Origin of the sequence: Bacillus methanolicus PB1, assembly GCF_000262755.1 — a bacterium.
Classification (GTDB): domain Bacteria; phylum Bacillota; class Bacilli; order Bacillales; family Cytobacillaceae; genus Bacillus_Z; species Bacillus_Z methanolicus.
The window spans coordinates 377,938-394,847 of record NZ_AFEU01000001.1 but is presented as its reverse complement, the minus strand read 5'-3'; the positions used below and the strand labels follow the sequence as shown (position 1 = coordinate 394,847).

Genomic DNA, 16,910 nt, shown 5'->3' with positions numbered 1-16,910 from the left:
AAGTGCTTTTGCATTTCCTAAAAGCTTAACGGATGGCTTTATGTTCTTTTATTACTCTTAATGTTTTTAGTTCGTAATCTTCAGGCCCTTGCACCGGAAGACCGGCCTCTATGTTCTTTTTAATATAAAGTAGGTTTTCTTTTGTAATAATTTCTCCAGGGATAAAGATTGGAATTCCCGGTGGATAAACCATGACAAATTCAGCAATAATCCGCCCTTCCGATTCTTCAAAAGGTACAACTTCTATTTCTGCATAAAATGCATCCCTCGGAGTTAAAGCAAGAATCGGTATATCGGGAAGCATAACTTGAACCTTCATTTTTTCAGCTTGATGTTGAAATTCTTTAGACAGATCCTTCAATGCTTCAAGAAGAATTTGTGCTTCTTTTTCAGTATCCCCAGGAGTAACAATGCAAAGAATATTGTATAAATCTGATAATTCAACTTCAATATTATATTTTTCCCTTAGCCATTTTTCAGCATCATATCCGGTTATTCCTAAATCTTTAACAGAAATAGTCAATTTTGTCGGATCATAATTAAACGTTGCTTTAGAACCAAGGATTTCATCGCCTACACAATATAAATGTTCAATTTCATTTATTTTTTTTCGCATCGAATGAGCAAGCTCAATAGTCTTATCTAACAATTCTTTTCCTTCTGTAGCCAGCCTCTTTCTCGCTGCATCTAAGGAAGCAAGGAGTAAATAAGATGTTGATGTAGTAGTCAACATGCTCAAAATCGATTGAACTCTTTTCGGAGAAATAAGTCCTTCACGTACGTTCAAGATGGAACTTTGAGTCATTGAACCTCCAAGTTTATGAACGCTCGACGCTGCCATGTCTGCACCTGCTTGCATAGCTGAGAGAGGCAGATCATCATGGAAATGGATATGAGTACCATGGGCCTCATCAACAAGAACAGGAACATTATAATTATGCGCAATCGAAACGATTTCTTTTAAATCGGCAACCATTCCGAAATAAGTAGGATTAATGACAAGAACGCCTTTTGCATCTGGATGCTGCTCAAGAGCCTTTGCCACTGCTTCTGTTGTAATTCCGTGCGATATTCCGAGGTTTTCATCAATTTCCGGGTGAATAAAAATAGGCACAGCACCTGAGAAAACAATTGCAGACATTACAGATTTATGGACGTTTCTGGGAACGATAATTTTGTCGCCAGGTCCGCAAACAGACATAACCATTGTCATTATAACGCCACTTGTTCCTTGAACGGAGAAAAAAGTATGATCCGCTCCAAAAGCTTCAGCGGCAAGATCCTGGGCTTCTTTAATAATGCCTTTAGGCTGATGGAGATCATCAAGAGGCCCGATATTTATTAAATCAATTGATAAAGCATTATCTCCTATAAAATTTCGAAAATCCGGGTCGATTCCGGTCCCTTTTTTATGTCCTGGAATATGAAACTGAACCGGATTTTTTTTTGCATGTTGTATTAAACCGCTAAATAACGGTGTATGAGATTGATGCAATGTTGTCACACCTCTTTATTTATTATCAATGAAGAAAAAGTCATAAAACAAATGAATTATAGCATCTATCATTTTCTTTGCAAAGGGAGAAATTTGTAAAAACGGCTGTTATTTTACACCGTTATAGAAAGGTCACTTTAGTTTTTGAAATAGACAGGAAAATAACACGGAAGTATCGAATTACATAAGTAAGAATTGTATGGAGGAAAATGTATGAATTGGAATACAAGAGTTACTGAATTATTGAACATTCAATATCCAATTATACAGGGAGGCTTAGCTTATTTAGCTTATTCAGAGTTGGCTGCGGCAGTTTCAAATGCCGGGGGATTAGGGCAAATTACTGCTATGTCACTTGGAAGCCCTCAGGCTTTAAAAGAAGAAATTCAAAAGGTAAGAGCTTTAACAGATAAACCTTTTGGTGTGAACTTTGCGATCGGTCAGCACGCAAGACCGTTTTCTGATATGCTCGATGTTGCAATAAAAGAACAGGTTCCGGTTATCTCCATGACAGGCGGAAATCCGACACCCATTTTTGAACAATTGGAAGGGACGAAAATAAAAAAACTTGTACTTGTAGCTGCAAAGAGACAGGCACAGAAAGCGGAAGAACTGGGTGCTGATGCTGTTATGGTAGTAGGACAAGAAGGAGGAGGCCACCTCGGAAGAAATGATATTGGAACGATGGTCCTCGTTCCTCAAGTTGTTGATGCAGTCAGTATTCCGGTAATAGCATCTGGAGGAATCGGCGACGGAAGAGGACTTATGGCTGCGCTCATTCTTGGGGCAGAAGGAATTGAAATGGGCACAAGATTTATTGCAACAAAAGAATGTGTCCATGCACATGAAAAATATAAACAGAAGCTGGTAGAGGGTACGGAAAATGATACGGTAGTTATTAAGAGGTCTTTAGGCGCTCCTGCAAGAGCCATCTTAAATTCATGGACTGAAAAGATTCTTGCGATTGAAAAAGAAAACGGAGGCTATGAAGCATTAAAGGACTATATAAGCGGGACGGCAAACAAACGATTTATATATGAAGGAAAAATAAATGAAGGTTTTGCATGGGCAGGTCAAGTTATGGGGCTGATTAAAGACATTCCATCAGTTGAGGAACTTATTAATCGGTTAATTCAGGAAAGTGAAGAAATCCGTAAACGTTGGATTAATTAAACCGATTTAAAAAAGATTCTTTTCGAGCAATATAAATATAGTTATACAAAATGTCAGACATTAGGAGTGTTAAAAGTGGAATATCATTATCCGATTGATTATGACTGGTCCACGAAAGAAATTGTGGATGTAATTAAGTTTTATGAAGCTGTAGAGAAAGCCTATGAAAAAGGGGTTAACCGTGACGAGCTGCTTAATGCTTACCGGCGTTTTAAAGAAATAGTTCCAGGCAAGGCCCAAGAAAAAAAGCTTTGCAGTGAATTTGAGGAGTTAAGTGGCTACTCGCCTTACAAAACTGTGAAAACTGTCAGAGAGGCGAATTCAGGGGAAATGATAAAAATAAGATAATTGAACTAACTCTAAGATAAACGGTAAAAATACTCCAATTTGGTTTGCGCTAATAAATATAGGGGTATTTGTATTCTATAAACAACTGTTGGAGTGGAAAATAAATTGCCCGATTTTATTTTTTTAAATGGAAAAGAAAAAAGTAGTTGCAAGTAAAATGGATAGCTCATAATATAATAGTAAAAAAATCAGAAAAAATTATTTCTCGAAAAAATGGAAGGGGTGTTTTTTCATGAATCAATTAATAAATTCGTCAAGAAAGAAAAATAGAGATATGGAAAGAACAGCTGTTTTAAGACTGGAAATGGATTATGAATTGGCAACGCTATTTGAAGCTATAAATGAAAAAAATGAAGAAAAGAAGAATGAATGCAAAAAAAATCTGGAAAATATCAGACAAGAATTGCTTAAACTTAAGGCTTTGTAAAAACTGTCTGAAAAAGGAGTACATGTAGAGGAAAATGAGAAAACAAAATAAGTGGCTAAAGAGTTAAAAACGAACTCCTGAATGAATATGGGGGGTTCGTTTTTGTTTTTATGAATATTGTAAAGGATGAAAAAAATGAATATTTGGTTAGCCGGAAAATATAAAACTTGAAAGGTTCAGTTATTTCCATTAAGCTTTTAGTAAATTTATGTGTCTATAGCGGAAAGCTCTGACTTAATATGGAGCAGTTTCGTGTAATAGTTATCTTTATTGGAGGATTAATATGACGAATTGGAAAGAAATTGATGCAAATGCAAAAACATGGATCAAAGAAGCAGGAGAAAGAATAAAGAACTCTTTTCCAAAAACATTAGATATTCAGGCAAAATCAAATCCTAATGACCTCGTTACCAATATTGATAAGGAAACAGAACAATTCTTTATTACAAAGATAAAAGAAACATTTCCTGATCATTACATATTAGGAGAGGAAGGATTTGGCGATAAATTGAAAAATGTAGCGGGGATCGTCTGGATTATTGATCCGATAGACGGAACGATGAACTTTATTCATCAACAGAGAAATTTTGCAATTTCTGTTGGAATTTATGAAAATGGCTTCGGCAAAATCGGATTAATATACGATGTTGTCCATGATGAACTGTACCATGCATTTAAAGGCGAAGGTGCTTATATGAACGGAAAACCACTTCCACGCCTTGAGGAAGTATCTGTTTCTGAAGCGATTATTGGTATAAACGCAACATGGATTACGCCAAACAAAAGAATCGATCATAATTATCTTGCAGCTCTTGTTAAAGATGTGAGAGGAACAAGGTCTTATGGATCGGCTGCACTGGAGATTACCTATGTTGCTACTGGAAGGTTGGACGCTTATATTTCTTTACGTCTCGCTCCTTGGGATTTTGCGGCAGGTATCGTAATAATTGAAGAACTTGGGGGCGTTGTGTCATCATTGAGAGGCGAACCGATAAATATTATGGAAAAAAGCTCCTTGTTTGTCTCTAAACCCGGACTTCATGGCACGATTATGAAAAAATATTTGCAGGAAGGGAATTGGTAGAAAACGAAAAAAAGAAAAAGGTGAACACAAATTAAATCAAAGAGGCTGAAGGTTGAGATCCCTCCAATGTTATAAAAAATCATTCTTTATTTTTGTCTTTGTTGGAAGGTGTCAGATCCTTATGAGTCAGCCTCTTTTCATTTTACAGCTCTCCCTTTTCTCTCATTTTTCGTTTCGTTTTAAAACCGAATCCCATGATAAACACCAGCAGCACGAACGAAGCGATGGCCCCAACCACGCTTCTTTCTGCAATGGAAATCCCTATCCCAATAATGCAAAAAGCTGCCGCAAATGCAAACAATAAAAAAATCCATTTAATCTCTTTCAAAAATGCTTCCTCCTCCAGGAAATACAATTCCATTTCAGGTTATTTTACATAAAAACTTTTTTAGTTTCTAGTAATTTTTGTGTTATAATGTGTTAGTTATAATAATAACAGCATTTACTAATGTAATTACAGGCAGGAGTGACCTTTTTGAAATTACGTGAAGATATAAGAAACATCGCTATTATTGCCCACGTTGACCATGGGAAAACAACACTTGTTGACCAGTTGTTAAAGCAAGCCGGTACATTCCGTTCAAATGAGCATGTTGCAGAGCGTGCGATGGATTCAAATGACCTCGAAAGAGAAAGAGGCATAACGATACTTGCGAAAAATACAGCGATCCAATATAAAAACACGAAAATTAATATTCTTGATACGCCGGGGCATGCCGATTTTGGCGGTGAAGTAGAACGGATCATGAAAATGGTTGACGGAGTTCTACTAATCGTTGATGCATACGAGGGATGTATGCCGCAAACTCGTTTCGTATTAAAAAAGGCATTGGAACAAAATTTGACCCCGATTGTCGTCGTAAATAAGATTGACAGAGCTTTTGCCCGGCCTAAAGAAGTAGTAGATGAAGTTCTGGATTTATTTATTGAACTTGATGCAAATGAAGAACAGCTGGAATTTCCTGTGATTTACGCATCAGCAATAAATGGAACAGCGAGTACAAATCCAACAAAGCAAGATGAAAACATGCAAGTACTGTATGACGCGATTATTGAACATATTCCTGCACCGGCTGATAATCGGGAAGAACCGCTTCAGTTTCAAGTTTCGCTCCTTGATTACAATGACTATGTCGGAAGAATTGGAATTGGCCGAATTTTCCGAGGAACGATGAAAGTTGGTCAACAAGTTGCATTAATGAAGCTTGATGGTTCAGTAAAACAATTCCGTGTGACGAAAATGTTTGGGTTCTTTGGGTTAAAGCGTCAAGAAATTCAAGAAGCATCTGCCGGAGACTTAGTCGCTGTTTCCGGGATGGAAGATATTTATGTCGGGGAAACAGTTTGTCCGGTTGACCGCCAAGAGGCGCTCCCATTATTAAGGATTGATGAACCAACATTGCAAATGACATTTCTTGTAAACAATAGTCCGTTTGCAGGCAGAGAAGGAAAATATTTAACAGCAAGAAAAATAGAAGAAAGACTGCGTGCACAATTACAAACCGATGTTAGTTTACGAGTGGAAAATACCGACTCACCGGATGAATGGATCGTTTCCGGAAGGGGAGAACTTCATTTATCGATTTTAATTGAGAACATGCGTCGTGAAGGTTATGAACTTCAAGTATCGAAGCCTGAAGTCATTGTAAAAGAAATTGACGGCGTACGTTGCGAACCAATTGAACATGTACAAATCGATATTCCTGAAGAGCATACCGGAGCGGTAATGGAATCACTTGGCGCCCGAAAAGGGGAAATGCTTGATATGATTAATAACGGGAATGGTCAGGTCCGGCTGATTTTTAATGTTCCGGCCCGTGGATTAATTGGTTACACTACAGAGTTCTTAACACTTACACGCGGTTATGGCATCATTAATCACACTTTTGACAGTTATCAACCAATGCAGCCCGGTCAAGTCGGCGGCAGACGCCAGGGAGTGCTCGTATCTATGGAGACAGGCAAAGCTACGACATATGGGATTATGCAAGTTGAAGACCGCGGCACCATTTTTGTGGAGCCAGGTACTGAGATTTACGAAGGGATGATCGTCGGAGAACATACGCGTGAGAATGATATTACGGTAAATATTACAAAAGTTAAACAGGCGACCAATATCCGTTCTGCGACGAAAGACCAAACGGCAACGCTTAAAAAGCCAAGAATTATGACGCTTGAGGAAGCATTGGAATACTTGAATGATGATGAGTATTGTGAAGTGACTCCTAAATCAATCCGCTTGCGCAAAAAGATTCTTGATAAGAATGAACGTGAAAGAATTGCCAAGAAAAAGAAATATGCCCAGTTGGGCTAAAACCTAGGGGGGTGATGAGTAATGGATGTGACGGAGCGTTTGTCCTTTTTTGCCGCTTTATATAAAGTAAATGAAAATCCCGAGGCCGGAATGTGGATGCTATATGTAACAATTGTCGTCCTGTCCATCATTGTGTATAAGCTTGGATTTGCCAAGAAACTCCCTGTTTTAAAATCATTCATTATTTATCTTTTCCTAATTCTGGGATGTACGATATTAACCTTCCTGGGAGCTTTCCTCCCAGTTGCTGAAGGGCTTGTTGTTGCTGCTTTAATTTTGATTATTTATAAAATTCGTCTTCGTCAGGAAAAAAAGCAGGAAGCGAATACAAACTAGGAGCATACAATGAGATCATTACTGGATGCATTATATAATTGGCTGACAATTAAAATTGTAAGTGATGAAAGGCCTGATGATACGGCGGCAGCAGAAACGAAGAATCTTTTTGAACGAATATTAAAAGAGGATCACGGAATAGGGGATATCGAAATTAAAAAAGATGATGTGATGTATACATTGCATTATCGTAAGGATGAAGAATGGAAAAAAACATCGTTTCCCTGTGAACTTATTGAAGTAATGATCAACCAGATAAACGAAGAACCGGAAAAATACCCGAATTACCCTAAATAAGAAGGGTCTGACTCCCTCCAATTATGACAATATATAGAATGATTATAATAGTGTTTGTCTATGTATTGTATTATAGGGGTCTGACCCTTTGCTTTTAAGTCAGCCTTTTATCCATATTACCAATCATCTTCTTGTGAACGAGGTTTATTGAGGCGGAATTTGCCTGATGCGAGTCTTGCCTTTGTTTTCTCTTCAATTCTCCTATCGCACTGATAGCACATGTACGTATGAATAGGACGATTTCTAAGACGTTTTGCTAATGGAGATTCATCTTCAATTGTTTCAATTTTATCACATAAAACACATTTTACTCTCATTTCAACACCTCTTATTGGCTCTTTTTTAGATCAAATTGCACTGTGTTGCTTAGAAAAAAATGATCATTAAACAAAAAACACGGCTGGACAAAGTGATAGCGCTTTTTTTATTATATTATAGATCATCACTACGTTTCGAGTGAACAATGATAAGATATACTAAGTTTAAGTTCCGGGATAACATGTAAAGTAGTAATATGTTCAATATTTAAGGAGGGATTAAAAGAATGGCTAATCAAGTTGAACCTAAGTTAATTAAACCTCTATACGATGAATTGCAAAAAGAGCGCTTTGTTCTTCTTGCGACTATTGACTTTGAATCGGGCGGCCCGAATGTAAGCGCAATCTCATGGGTATTTGCGAAAGATGATGAAACGATCTATTTTGCAGTTGATAACAGATCTAGAATTGTTCAAAATATCAATAAAAACAACAAAGTCGTTATCAATATTATTGCGAATGAATCTACATATTCAATTAGTGGAGAGGCAAGTGTGAAACAGGAAAAAATGGAAGGGGTTCCGCTTAAACTTGCTCTCATTGAAGTAAAGATCAAGGAAGTAAGAGATGTTATGTTTTATGGCTCAAAAATTGTAAAAGAACCTGAATATGATAAAACATATGATAAAAATGCCGCCGCCCGTTTAGATAAACAGGTAATGGATGCAATGAGAAATGAGGCTGTCTAAAAAGCCTAAGGGTCAGACCCCATAGCACAATATATAGAACATAATGTTGGAAAATGTGCTATATATTGATAAATGCACATGGGGTCAGACCCTTATGAGACTGCCTCATTTTACTTTTCAGAACAAAGAAAAACTTTAATTGGAAACTTATTCTTTTTGATAATTCGATTGTTTTTGTTGTTCTTTATCCAATTCATTTTTATGTGAACCTTTCAATTTGTTTTTAGGTTCTTCCGTTGCATTTTTTGGTTTTGGATCAACCATTTCAGCCGGCACTTCAGGCATAAGCCGCCCGGTGATATCAGAAAGTTCGTTTATGATTCCTTGTATTGGTTCCCCGTTCTCAATATCCTGAGAAATTTCCCTCAGCCGTGCATTCATATCCGGGTCAGCAACTACAATTGCTCTTGCACCATACGGATCTTGTTTCAGGCTTTCAGCCACAGAATATTTGATGGTGCCTACTTCAGAACGTTCGATATTAGAATCAACATCAATACCGACAATTGCGAACTTTCCTAAAACAACTGCAGTGGCATCATTTACATTCCGGATGCTGGTAGCCAGTTCAGCTAAGCGGCGGGAAATTTCCTGCCCAGTTTTTCGGTCCACTTCTTCGAAAGCAGTGTTTTTCACACTTACTAAATCTTGCTTTTTTGTTTCTGCACCTTCGTTTTGAGTATTACAGGCTGCAATATTCAAAAGTAATAAAACTAAAAGCAATATTCTGTACATACTAAATACCTCCGTCTTCAATAAAAGAACTTATTATTGTTTGATAACCATCTTCTCATGCAACAAGCCAAATGATTTTGAAGTTATAGAATTAAACCACTTTGAAAACCGTTCAATAACAATATTTGAATAAAGAATTTACTTAACAATTATTGTGCAAATTTTCGTCTATATTTATTCGGTCAAACATATATTTTACAAAAGCACAATCCTACCTTGAAAATTGTATTTTAGAAATAGAAGAGCGGGAGGCATCAGTTTGAGTAAAATATACGTGTTGGATACGAATGTCTTGTTACAAGACCCGTTTTCGATTTTCTCGTTTGAAGATAACGATGTGGTTATACCTGCTGTAGTTCTCGAGGAAGTCGATTCAAAAAAGCGATATATGGACGAGATAGGCAGAAATGCAAGGCAGGTTTCAAAACTCATCGATAGCTTTAGAGAAACTGGGAAACTGCATGAAAAGATTCCCCTTGAAAATGGAGGCTCTTTAAGAATCGAGCTGAATCATCGCTCTTTTCATCAGCTCCAAGAAATCTTTGTAGAAAAAACAAACGATAACCGCTTATTGGCTGTAGCAAAAAATTTGTCTTTAGAAGAACAGACGAAAGAAAATGGGAAAACGGTCATATTAGTAAGCAAGGATGCTCTTGTCAGAGTAAAAGCGGATGCCATCGGTCTTAAAGCAGAGGATTTTTTGAGTGACAGGGTAGTAGAAGTTGATCATCTTTATACGGGTTTCTTAAATGTGTTTATTGATGCGGCTCTTTTAGTGAAATTCTATGAAAAAGGGGAATTGCACTTATCGGAAATTGCCGATCATCCTTTTTTTCCAAATCAGTTTTTGATTATGAAAGATTCACTCGGAAGTTCGTCATCTGCACTTGGGATTGTTGACCAGCGAGGAAAAAAAGTAAAAAGGCTAGTTTTTGACCATGAACAAATATGGGGAATTCGCCCAAGAAATGTCCAGCAGACGATGGCAATTGAGCTGCTCTTGCGAAAGGATTTGCCTCTTGTGACTTTAACGGGGAAAGCGGGTACCGGAAAAACTTTACTCGCTCTTGCATCAGGATTATTGCAAACAGAGGATTTTCGCCAATATAAAAAGCTTCTTGTTGCAAGGCCTATCGTACCTGTTGGGAAAGATCTTGGATTTTTGCCGGGAGAAAAGCAGGAAAAACTAAGGCCTTGGATGCAGCCAATTTTTGATAATCTTGAATTTTTGTTCAACACAAAAAAGCCTGGTGAGTTAGATGCAATTTTAGCAGGAATGGGTTCTATTGAAGTGGAAGCGTTAACTTATATCAGAGGCAGAAGCATACCTGATCAATATATTATTATTGATGAAGCGCAAAATTTGACAAAACATGAAGTAAAGACCATCTTAACAAGAGTAGGAGAAGGCAGCAAAATTGTTTTGATGGGGGATCCAGACCAAATTGATCACCCTTATTTAGATGCGTATAACAATGGTCTTACATATGTTGTAGAAAAATTTAAAGACCAAATGATTGCTGGACATGTGAAGCTTATTAAAGGAGAACGGTCGGGTCTTGCACAACTTGCGGCGGACTTGTTGTAAGTTTAAAGGAAAGCCCCATTCCGGCCATATTTTGAATGATGGACAAGAAAAGGGGCGATGGAACATCATAAAAAATATAAGCAACGATTGGTTTCTTTATTATTGTACTGTAAATCCCTTCACGTTCTTAATCGGTGCATCTTTATTTGAACCGTCGCCATAGTATACATAAACGGGTCCGTCCTTTTTCAACGGTTTTCCATCTTTCGAAAAACCTAGTATTAAATCAAAGCCCTTCTCAAGCGGCAATTTTATATCCGATGAATCTGTTTCAATGACAAGCCACTCAGCGTTCTCAGCAGGTTCGGCATTGTTTAGAAATGATTTAAACGGGATTCCAAAAGTACCGGTTAATATTTTTTCTTTCTCAAATTTTTTTTCAGATTTTAAAGTGGGTGGATAAACTGCCCCTTCCATAATTTCTCTGTCCCAGTGCTTTGAGATGGATTTTGCATATTCTTCGAGGTTATCATCTTCTTGATTTTGAGAAATAAAGTATGTTTTTAAGTCAATGCGCCTATCGTCAAAAATCCATACGCCCGGATCCATTGTGATATTGAATTTTACTTTCCCTTTAATTGTAATGATATTTTCCATTTTCTCCACCTCTATCTGAATTTCATTCCCTTAAAGTATACATAGACTTTCACCAATTGTCATTTTTACTCAATAGTATAAGGGTCTGTAGTGAGCTTAATGAAACACTTCTTTTCCCGCCGGTGAAGGAAAAATTGTTCCTTATTATTCTTGCTTTTTTGTCCGATAAACGGTAAACTTTTAAGATAGGATCGGGTAATGGCTCGGAAACGGGGGGATCAATGTTGGCGTTCGAAATGATGGTTAATCATCAAGAAAAAGCACTCGCCCTATTAAAGGCTGACGCTGATAAAATTTTAAAGCTCATAAAAGTGCAAATGGATAACCTTACAATGCCTCAATGCCCTCTATATGAAGAGGTGCTGGATACGCAAATGTTTGGATTATCCAGAGAAATAGACTTTGCTGTCCGGCTCGGTTTGGTGGATGAAAAAGAAGGAAAAGCGATCCTTTATAAACTCGAAAGAGAGCTTTCCCTTCTTCATGAGGCGTCACAAAGAAAATAACATTGAAAAACTCAAACATATTCATTAGAATTTGTTTGAGTTTTTTTATAACTGCATTCATAATTAATCGAAAAAGAGTATATTTAATAGTCTAGAAGAAATAAAACTTTTTGTGCTATATTATATAATAAATAGTATAACATTATTGTGGAAAAATAATAATTGATATGTTACATTTAAATAAACTTTTCTCTTTTACGATAATAAGTCTAATCATATCGTTAGAAATAATGAATGCATTTAAGGAAAGAGGCTGAATGTTAAAAAAAATTTTAAAATGTTATGATTACTCTTTAATTATTGTCATGGTACTTTTATCTTTATTTGGATTAGTGATGGTTTATAGTGCGAGTATGGTTTGGGCAGTACAACGATATGGTTTGCCGAGTGACTTTTTTTATCAAAAACAAAAGTTGTTTTTGATTGGGGCATTTATCGTATTTTTGATTGTTGTCCTGTTTCCTTATAAGGCGATGAAAAGCAATAAAATACTTGGATTTATTGTATTGATGTCGTTATTTGGTTTAGGGGCACTCTTTGTTTTTGGACATATCGCAGGCAACGCTCAAAGCTGGTTTAAAATCGGACAATTGAGCCTGCAGCCGTCTGAATTTACGAAAATAGCTGTAATTATTTATTTGTCTGCAGTTTATGCCAAGAAACAATCATACATAAATGAATTTAACAAAGGAGTTGTACCCCCGTTAGTTTACCTTGTCCTCGTTTGTATTTTAGTAGCTATTCAACCAGATTTTGGTACAGCAGTTATTATTTTTTTAATCGCGGCATCCATTATTTTATCGTCTGGTATGAATTGGAAAAATATTTTAAAACTAATTCTTATAGGGATATTGGTAGTATCACCAGTTGCGCTAGTCATGAAAGATGAACTTTTTACAAAGGAACAGCTGGAAAGATTTGAAGCCGTGAAAAATCCATTTGAAGATGAACTTGACACAGGATTTCATCTTACTAACTCTTTTCTTGCAATTGGTTCAGGAGGAATAAATGGTCTCGGATTGGGAAAAAGCATTCAAAAGCTGGGCTATTTGCCGGAATCCCATACAGATTTTATTATGGCGGTCATTGCCGAAGAGCTGGGAGTATGGGGTGTTAGCTTTGTTATACTATCTTTAGGATATATTGTTTTGAGAGGTATTTATATTGGCCTTAAATGCAAAGACCCTTTTGGCAGTTTGCTTGCTATCGGAATCTCAAGCATGATAGGCATCCAATCCTTTATTAATCTTGCCGGGATATCTGGTTTTATTCCTCTTACGGGTGTTCCTCTGCCTTTTATCAGCTACGGAGGATCGTCATTGTTGCAGTTGTCGATTGCGATGGGGATTTTAGTAAATGTTTCTATGTTTGTGAATTATGAAAGAAAGTTTAAAAAGAATAAGGAAAAAAAGATAGTTGCTTAAAAGACAACAACAATCAAATCTGCTTTTAATCAATTCCACAGGCTTTCGTGCCTTAATTGGTTTTGAATAAATATAAAAATACATAAAAGAAGAGGTGTTCTAATGAAAAGACGCATTAACAAAGTATTAGTCGCGAACAGAGGTGAAATCGCCATTCGGGTGTTCAGAGCTTGTACGGAGCTCAACATTCGGACAGTAGCCATCTATTCGAAAGAAGATTCCGGTTCATATCATAGGTATAAAGCTGATGAAGCGTATTTGGTAGGAGAAGGGAAAAAGCCGATAGATGCCTACCTTGATATAGAGGGGATTATCGAAATTGCCAAAACTTGCGGAGCCGATGCGATCCACCCCGGATATGGATTTCTTTCCGAGAATATCGAGTTTGCCAAGCGATGCACTGAAGAAGGAATCATTTTTATCGGTCCTGAAGCAAAACATCTTGATATGTTTGGAGATAAAGTAAAAGCAAGGGAGCAGGCACAGCTTGCCGAAATCCCTGTTATTCCTGGCAGCAACGGGCCGGTTAAAGGGCTGGAAGAAGTGATTCATTTTGGAAAAACATATGGTTTTCCAATTATTATTAAAGCTGCCCTGGGAGGCGGCGGCCGAGGAATGAGAATTGTAAGGAGCCTTGAAGAAGTTAGAGAGGCTTATGAACGTGCAAAATCCGAGGCAAAGGCCGCTTTTGGCAGTGACCAAGTTTATGTAGAGAAATTTATTGAAAAACCGAAGCATATTGAAGTTCAAATTATCGGTGATGAACATGGAAATATCGTTCATTTATATGAACGTGACTGCTCGGTTCAGCGCCGCCATCAAAAAGTTGTCGAAGTAGCTCCATGTGTTTCTATTTCGAACGAATTACGGGAAAGAATATGTGAAGCTGCCGTCAGGTTAATGAAAAATGTAAATTATGTAAATGCAGGAACAGTAGAATTCTTATTGTCCGGTGATGAATTTTACTTTATTGAAGTGAATCCGCGCATCCAAGTTGAACATACAATTACCGAAATGGTTACTGGAGTCGATATTGTCCAAACACAAATTCTAGTTGCGGAAGGACATGAGTTGCACGGAGATAAAATAGGAATTCCGGAACAAAAAGATATTCACATTAATGGTTATGCAATTCAAGCTCGTGTTACAACAGAAGATCCGCTTAATAACTTTATGCCTGATACCGGAAAAATCATGGCTTACCGATCAGGCGGCGGTTTTGGTGTCCGCCTTGATGCAGGAAACGGGTTTCAGGGTGCAGTTATTACGCCATACTATGACTCATTGCTTGTAAAACTATCGACTCATGCTATGACATTTGAAAAAGCGGCGGCAAAAATGGTCCGAAACTTAAGAGAATTTAGAATTCGCGGAATAAAAACAAATATTCCTTTTCTCGAAAATGTTGTGAAACATGAAAAATTCCGTACCGGACAATACGATACTTCGTTTATCGACACAACACCGGAGCTTTTCTTGTTCTCTAAGAGCAAAGACCGGGGGACAAAAATGTTGACTTACATCGGTAATGTAACAGTAAACGGGTTCCCAGGCATTGAAAAAAGGAAAAGGCCGGTATTCGATAAGCCGAGAATTCCTAAGCTCAAATATAGTACAGAATACAAAAATGGTACGAAACAAATACTTAATGAACATGGTGCGGACGGTTTAGTCAAATGGGTGAAAGAACAAAAAGAGGTTCTGCTGACTGATACGACATTTCGTGATGCTCATCAATCTTTATTAGCAACTAGAATCAGAACAACAGATATAAGCCATATCGCAGAGCCTACTGCAAAATTATTGCCTGAACTTTTCTCATTCGAAATGTGGGGAGGGGCTACATTTGACGTCGCCTATCGGTTCTTGAAGGAGGATCCGTGGGAAAGGCTGATAAAACTAAGAGAGCAAATTCCAAACGTTCTTTTACAGATGTTATTAAGGGCTTCAAATGCAGTTGGCTATAAAAACTATCCTGATAATGTAATTAGGGAATTTGTAGAGAAATCTGCATATGCCGGGATCGATGTATTCCGAATTTTTGATAGCTTGAACTGGGTTAAAGGTATGGAAGTAGCCATTGATGCAGTAAGGCAGACTGGAAAAATTGCTGAAGCGGCAATTTGTTATACAGGGGATATAACAGACCCGACAAGAACAAAGTATGATTTGAATTATTATAAAGAATTAGCAGTTGAACTGGAAAAACAAGGCGCACATATTTTGGGAATTAAAGATATGGCGGGACTTTTAAAACCTCAGGCAGCTTATCGCTTAATATCGGAATTAAAAGAAGCTGTAAGCATTCCGATCCATCTTCATACTCATGATACAAGCGGAAACGGAATTTATATGTATGCGAAAGCAATTGAAGCGGGGGTTGATATTGTCGATGTTGCTTTAAGTTCCATGGCCGGTTTAACATCTCAGCCTAGTGCAAATACTCTTTATTACGCATTAGAAGGTACCGAAAGAAAACCGAACGTTAAAATAGAAGCACTCGAACAGCTTTCCAATTACTGGGAAGATGTACGAAAATATTATCATGACTTTGAAAGCGGGATGATGTCTCCGCATACAGAAGTTTATCAGCATGAAATGCCTGGAGGACAATACAGCAATTTGCAGCAGCAAGCAAAAGCAGTAGGGCTCGGGGACAAATGGGACCATGTGAAAGAAATGTATGCGCGAGTAAACCAAATGTTCGGAGATATTGTCAAAGTTACTCCTTCCTCGAAAGTGGTTGGGGACATGGCATTATTTATGGTGCAAAATGAGCTGACAGAAGAAGATATTTATAATAGAGGAGAATCTCTGGATTTTCCAGACTCAGTAGTAGAATTTTTTGAAGGGTATTTAGGACAGCCTCACGGCGGATTTCCGAAAGAACTTCAGAAAATCATTCTCAAAGGCAAAGAGCCGATCACAGTCCGTCCAGGGGAATTGCTTGAAGATGTTGATTTTAAGGCTCTTAAAGAAGAGTTATTTAAAGAAATTGGAAGACCGGTTACAAGCTTTGAAGTAATTGCCTATGCCTTATATCCGAAAGTCTTTTTGGAATATATTCAAACAGTTGAAAAGTTTGGGGACGTGTCTGTCCTTGATACACCAACGTTCTTATATGGAATGAGACTTGGTGAGGAAATTGAAGTTGAAATTGAAACAGGTAAAACACTTATTGTTAAGCTTGTTTCAATTGGACAAGCACAAGCAGACGGTACAAGGGTTGTCTATTTCGAATTAAACGGTCAGCCAAGAGAAGTTATTATTAAAGATGAAAGCATTAAAACAACAGTAGCTTTTAAGGTTAAAGCAGATCCTAAGAATGAATCACACATCGGCGCTACGATGCCTGGAACGGTTATCAAAGTTCTAGTCAATAAAGGAGAGAAAGTAGAGAGAGGAGACCATCTCGTAATAACGGAAGCGATGAAAATGGAGACGACCGTTCAAGCGCCGTTTTCCGGAATTGTAAAGGATATATTCGTCAACAATGGGGATGCGATTCAAACCGGAGATTTATTAATTGAACTGGCAAAATCATAAATAAATAAGACCTGTTCCCGCTATCACGCGGAAA

Annotated in this window: 17 protein-coding genes; 12 read left to right on the top strand and 5 right to left on the bottom strand. The window is 37.5% G+C overall.

Features of this window, described 5'->3' with window-relative positions; translation table 11 throughout:
* Positions 1-25: 25 nt before the first annotated feature.
* Positions 26-1,495: an aminotransferase class I/II-fold pyridoxal phosphate-dependent enzyme gene (locus tag PB1_RS01795; RefSeq protein ID WP_003350378.1), complete on the bottom strand. Its 1,470-nt coding sequence runs from the start codon at positions 1,493-1,495 to the stop codon at positions 26-28.
* Between the two features lie 213 nt (positions 1,496-1,708).
* On the opposite strand from PB1_RS01795, the gene PB1_RS01790 reads away from it, so the two are divergent.
* From PB1_RS01790 to PB1_RS01775, 4 genes are all read left to right on the top strand, one after another.
* Positions 1,709-2,668: an NAD(P)H-dependent flavin oxidoreductase gene (locus tag PB1_RS01790; RefSeq protein ID WP_003350377.1), complete on the top strand. Its 960-nt coding sequence runs from the start codon at positions 1,709-1,711 to the stop codon at positions 2,666-2,668.
* 75 nt (positions 2,669-2,743) lie between these two features.
* Positions 2,744-3,016 carry a UPF0223 family protein gene (locus tag PB1_RS01785; RefSeq protein WP_003350376.1) on the top strand — a complete coding sequence of 91 codons (273 nt, stop codon included), beginning with the start codon at positions 2,744-2,746 and terminating at the stop codon, positions 3,014-3,016.
* A gap of 232 nt (positions 3,017-3,248) precedes the next feature.
* Positions 3,249-3,443 (top strand): hypothetical protein, encoded by a 195-nt coding sequence (locus PB1_RS01780; protein ID WP_003350374.1) that lies wholly within the window; start codon positions 3,249-3,251, stop codon positions 3,441-3,443.
* Positions 3,444-3,726: 283 nt separating this feature from the next.
* Positions 3,727-4,527, top strand: coding sequence for an inositol monophosphatase family protein (locus PB1_RS01775; protein WP_003350373.1), 801 nt, complete (start codon positions 3,727-3,729; stop codon positions 4,525-4,527).
* A gap of 142 nt (positions 4,528-4,669) precedes the next feature.
* Here the strand turns inward: PB1_RS01775 and PB1_RS01770 are convergent, their stop codons facing one another.
* Positions 4,670-4,855 (bottom strand): YlaF family protein, encoded by a 186-nt coding sequence (locus tag PB1_RS01770; RefSeq protein WP_003350371.1) that lies wholly within the window; start codon positions 4,853-4,855, stop codon positions 4,670-4,672.
* A gap of 147 nt (positions 4,856-5,002) precedes the next feature.
* Here PB1_RS01770 and typA point away from each other — a divergent pair, with 147 nt between their 5' ends.
* The 3 genes from typA to PB1_RS01755 are packed head-to-tail and all read left to right on the top strand — an operon-like array spanning position 5,003 to position 7,474.
* On the top strand, positions 5,003-6,841 hold the full coding sequence (gene typA / locus PB1_RS01765) for a translational GTPase TypA (protein ID WP_003350370.1): 1,839 nt from the start codon (positions 5,003-5,005) through the stop codon (positions 6,839-6,841).
* Between the two features lie 21 nt (positions 6,842-6,862).
* A complete protein-coding gene (locus tag PB1_RS01760) occupies positions 6,863-7,177 on the top strand; it encodes a YlaH-like family protein (protein ID WP_003350369.1) in 315 nt (104 codons plus the stop codon).
* 9 nt (positions 7,178-7,186) lie between these two features.
* Positions 7,187-7,474, top strand: a complete 288-nt coding sequence (locus PB1_RS01755; RefSeq protein WP_003350368.1) for a hypothetical protein — start codon at positions 7,187-7,189, stop codon at positions 7,472-7,474.
* A gap of 116 nt (positions 7,475-7,590) precedes the next feature.
* Here the strand turns inward: PB1_RS01755 and PB1_RS01750 are convergent, their stop codons facing one another.
* Positions 7,591-7,791, bottom strand: a complete 201-nt coding sequence (locus PB1_RS01750; protein ID WP_003350367.1) for a YlaI family protein — start codon at positions 7,789-7,791, stop codon at positions 7,591-7,593.
* Positions 7,792-8,018: 227 nt separating this feature from the next.
* Here PB1_RS01750 and PB1_RS01745 point away from each other — a divergent pair, with 227 nt between their 5' ends.
* Complete coding sequence (locus tag PB1_RS01745; RefSeq protein WP_003350366.1) at positions 8,019-8,480, top strand: pyridoxamine 5'-phosphate oxidase family protein; 462 nt, start codon at positions 8,019-8,021, stop codon at positions 8,478-8,480.
* Positions 8,481-8,627: 147 nt separating this feature from the next.
* Here PB1_RS01745 and PB1_RS01740 read toward each other — a convergent pair whose 3' ends face one another.
* Positions 8,628-9,215, bottom strand: a complete 588-nt coding sequence (locus tag PB1_RS01740; protein WP_003350365.1) for a YhcN/YlaJ family sporulation lipoprotein — start codon at positions 9,213-9,215, stop codon at positions 8,628-8,630.
* A 259-nt stretch (positions 9,216-9,474) separates the two neighbouring features.
* Between PB1_RS01740 and PB1_RS01735 the strand changes: the two genes are divergently transcribed.
* Positions 9,475-10,803, top strand: coding sequence for a PhoH family protein (locus PB1_RS01735; RefSeq protein ID WP_003350364.1), 1,329 nt, complete (start codon positions 9,475-9,477; stop codon positions 10,801-10,803).
* A 99-nt stretch (positions 10,804-10,902) separates the two neighbouring features.
* On the opposite strand, the gene PB1_RS01730 is transcribed toward PB1_RS01735, so the two are convergent.
* Complete coding sequence (locus PB1_RS01730) at positions 10,903-11,400, bottom strand: molybdopterin-binding protein (protein WP_003350362.1); 498 nt, start codon at positions 11,398-11,400, stop codon at positions 10,903-10,905.
* A gap of 224 nt (positions 11,401-11,624) precedes the next feature.
* Between PB1_RS01730 and PB1_RS01725 the strand changes: the two genes are divergently transcribed.
* The 3 genes from PB1_RS01725 to pyc all read left to right on the top strand — a co-directional run bounded on the left by PB1_RS01725 (position 11,625) and on the right by pyc (position 16,876).
* On the top strand, positions 11,625-11,906 hold the full coding sequence (locus PB1_RS01725; RefSeq protein WP_003350361.1) for an Fpa/YlaN family protein: 282 nt from the start codon (positions 11,625-11,627) through the stop codon (positions 11,904-11,906).
* Positions 11,907-12,163: 257 nt separating this feature from the next.
* A complete protein-coding gene (locus PB1_RS01720; RefSeq protein ID WP_003350360.1) occupies positions 12,164-13,330 on the top strand; it encodes an FtsW/RodA/SpoVE family cell cycle protein in 1,167 nt (388 codons plus the stop codon).
* 102 nt (positions 13,331-13,432) lie between these two features.
* Positions 13,433-16,876, top strand: a complete 3,444-nt coding sequence (pyc, locus tag PB1_RS01715) for a pyruvate carboxylase (RefSeq protein ID WP_003350359.1) — start codon at positions 13,433-13,435, stop codon at positions 16,874-16,876.
* Positions 16,877-16,910: the final 34 nt, after the last annotated feature.

Excerpts from the sequence above, each read along its gene's own strand:
- PB1_RS01790 (WP_003350377.1), top strand. The coding sequence starts at position 1,709 with ATGAATTGGAATACAAGAGTTACTGAATTATTGAACATTCAATATCCA.
- PB1_RS01780 (WP_003350374.1), top strand. The coding sequence starts at position 3,249 with ATGAATCAATTAATAAATTCGTCAAGAAAGAAAAATAGAGATATGGAA.
- PB1_RS01775 (WP_003350373.1), top strand. The coding sequence starts at position 3,727 with ATGACGAATTGGAAAGAAATTGATGCAAATGCAAAAACATGGATCAAA.
- PB1_RS01760 (WP_003350369.1), top strand. The coding sequence starts at position 6,863 with ATGGATGTGACGGAGCGTTTGTCCTTTTTTGCCGCTTTATATAAAGTA.
- PB1_RS01755 (WP_003350368.1), top strand. The coding sequence starts at position 7,187 with ATGAGATCATTACTGGATGCATTATATAATTGGCTGACAATTAAAATT.
- PB1_RS01750 (WP_003350367.1), bottom strand. The coding sequence starts at position 7,791 with ATGAGAGTAAAATGTGTTTTATGTGATAAAATTGAAACAATTGAAGAT.
- PB1_RS01745 (WP_003350366.1), top strand. The coding sequence starts at position 8,019 with ATGGCTAATCAAGTTGAACCTAAGTTAATTAAACCTCTATACGATGAA.
- PB1_RS01740 (WP_003350365.1), bottom strand. The coding sequence starts at position 9,215 with ATGTACAGAATATTGCTTTTAGTTTTATTACTTTTGAATATTGCAGCC.
- PB1_RS01730 (WP_003350362.1), bottom strand. The coding sequence starts at position 11,400 with ATGGAAAATATCATTACAATTAAAGGGAAAGTAAAATTCAATATCACA.
- PB1_RS01720 (WP_003350360.1), top strand. The coding sequence starts at position 12,164 with ATGTTAAAAAAAATTTTAAAATGTTATGATTACTCTTTAATTATTGTC.
- pyc (WP_003350359.1), top strand. The coding sequence starts at position 13,433 with ATGAAAAGACGCATTAACAAAGTATTAGTCGCGAACAGAGGTGAAATC.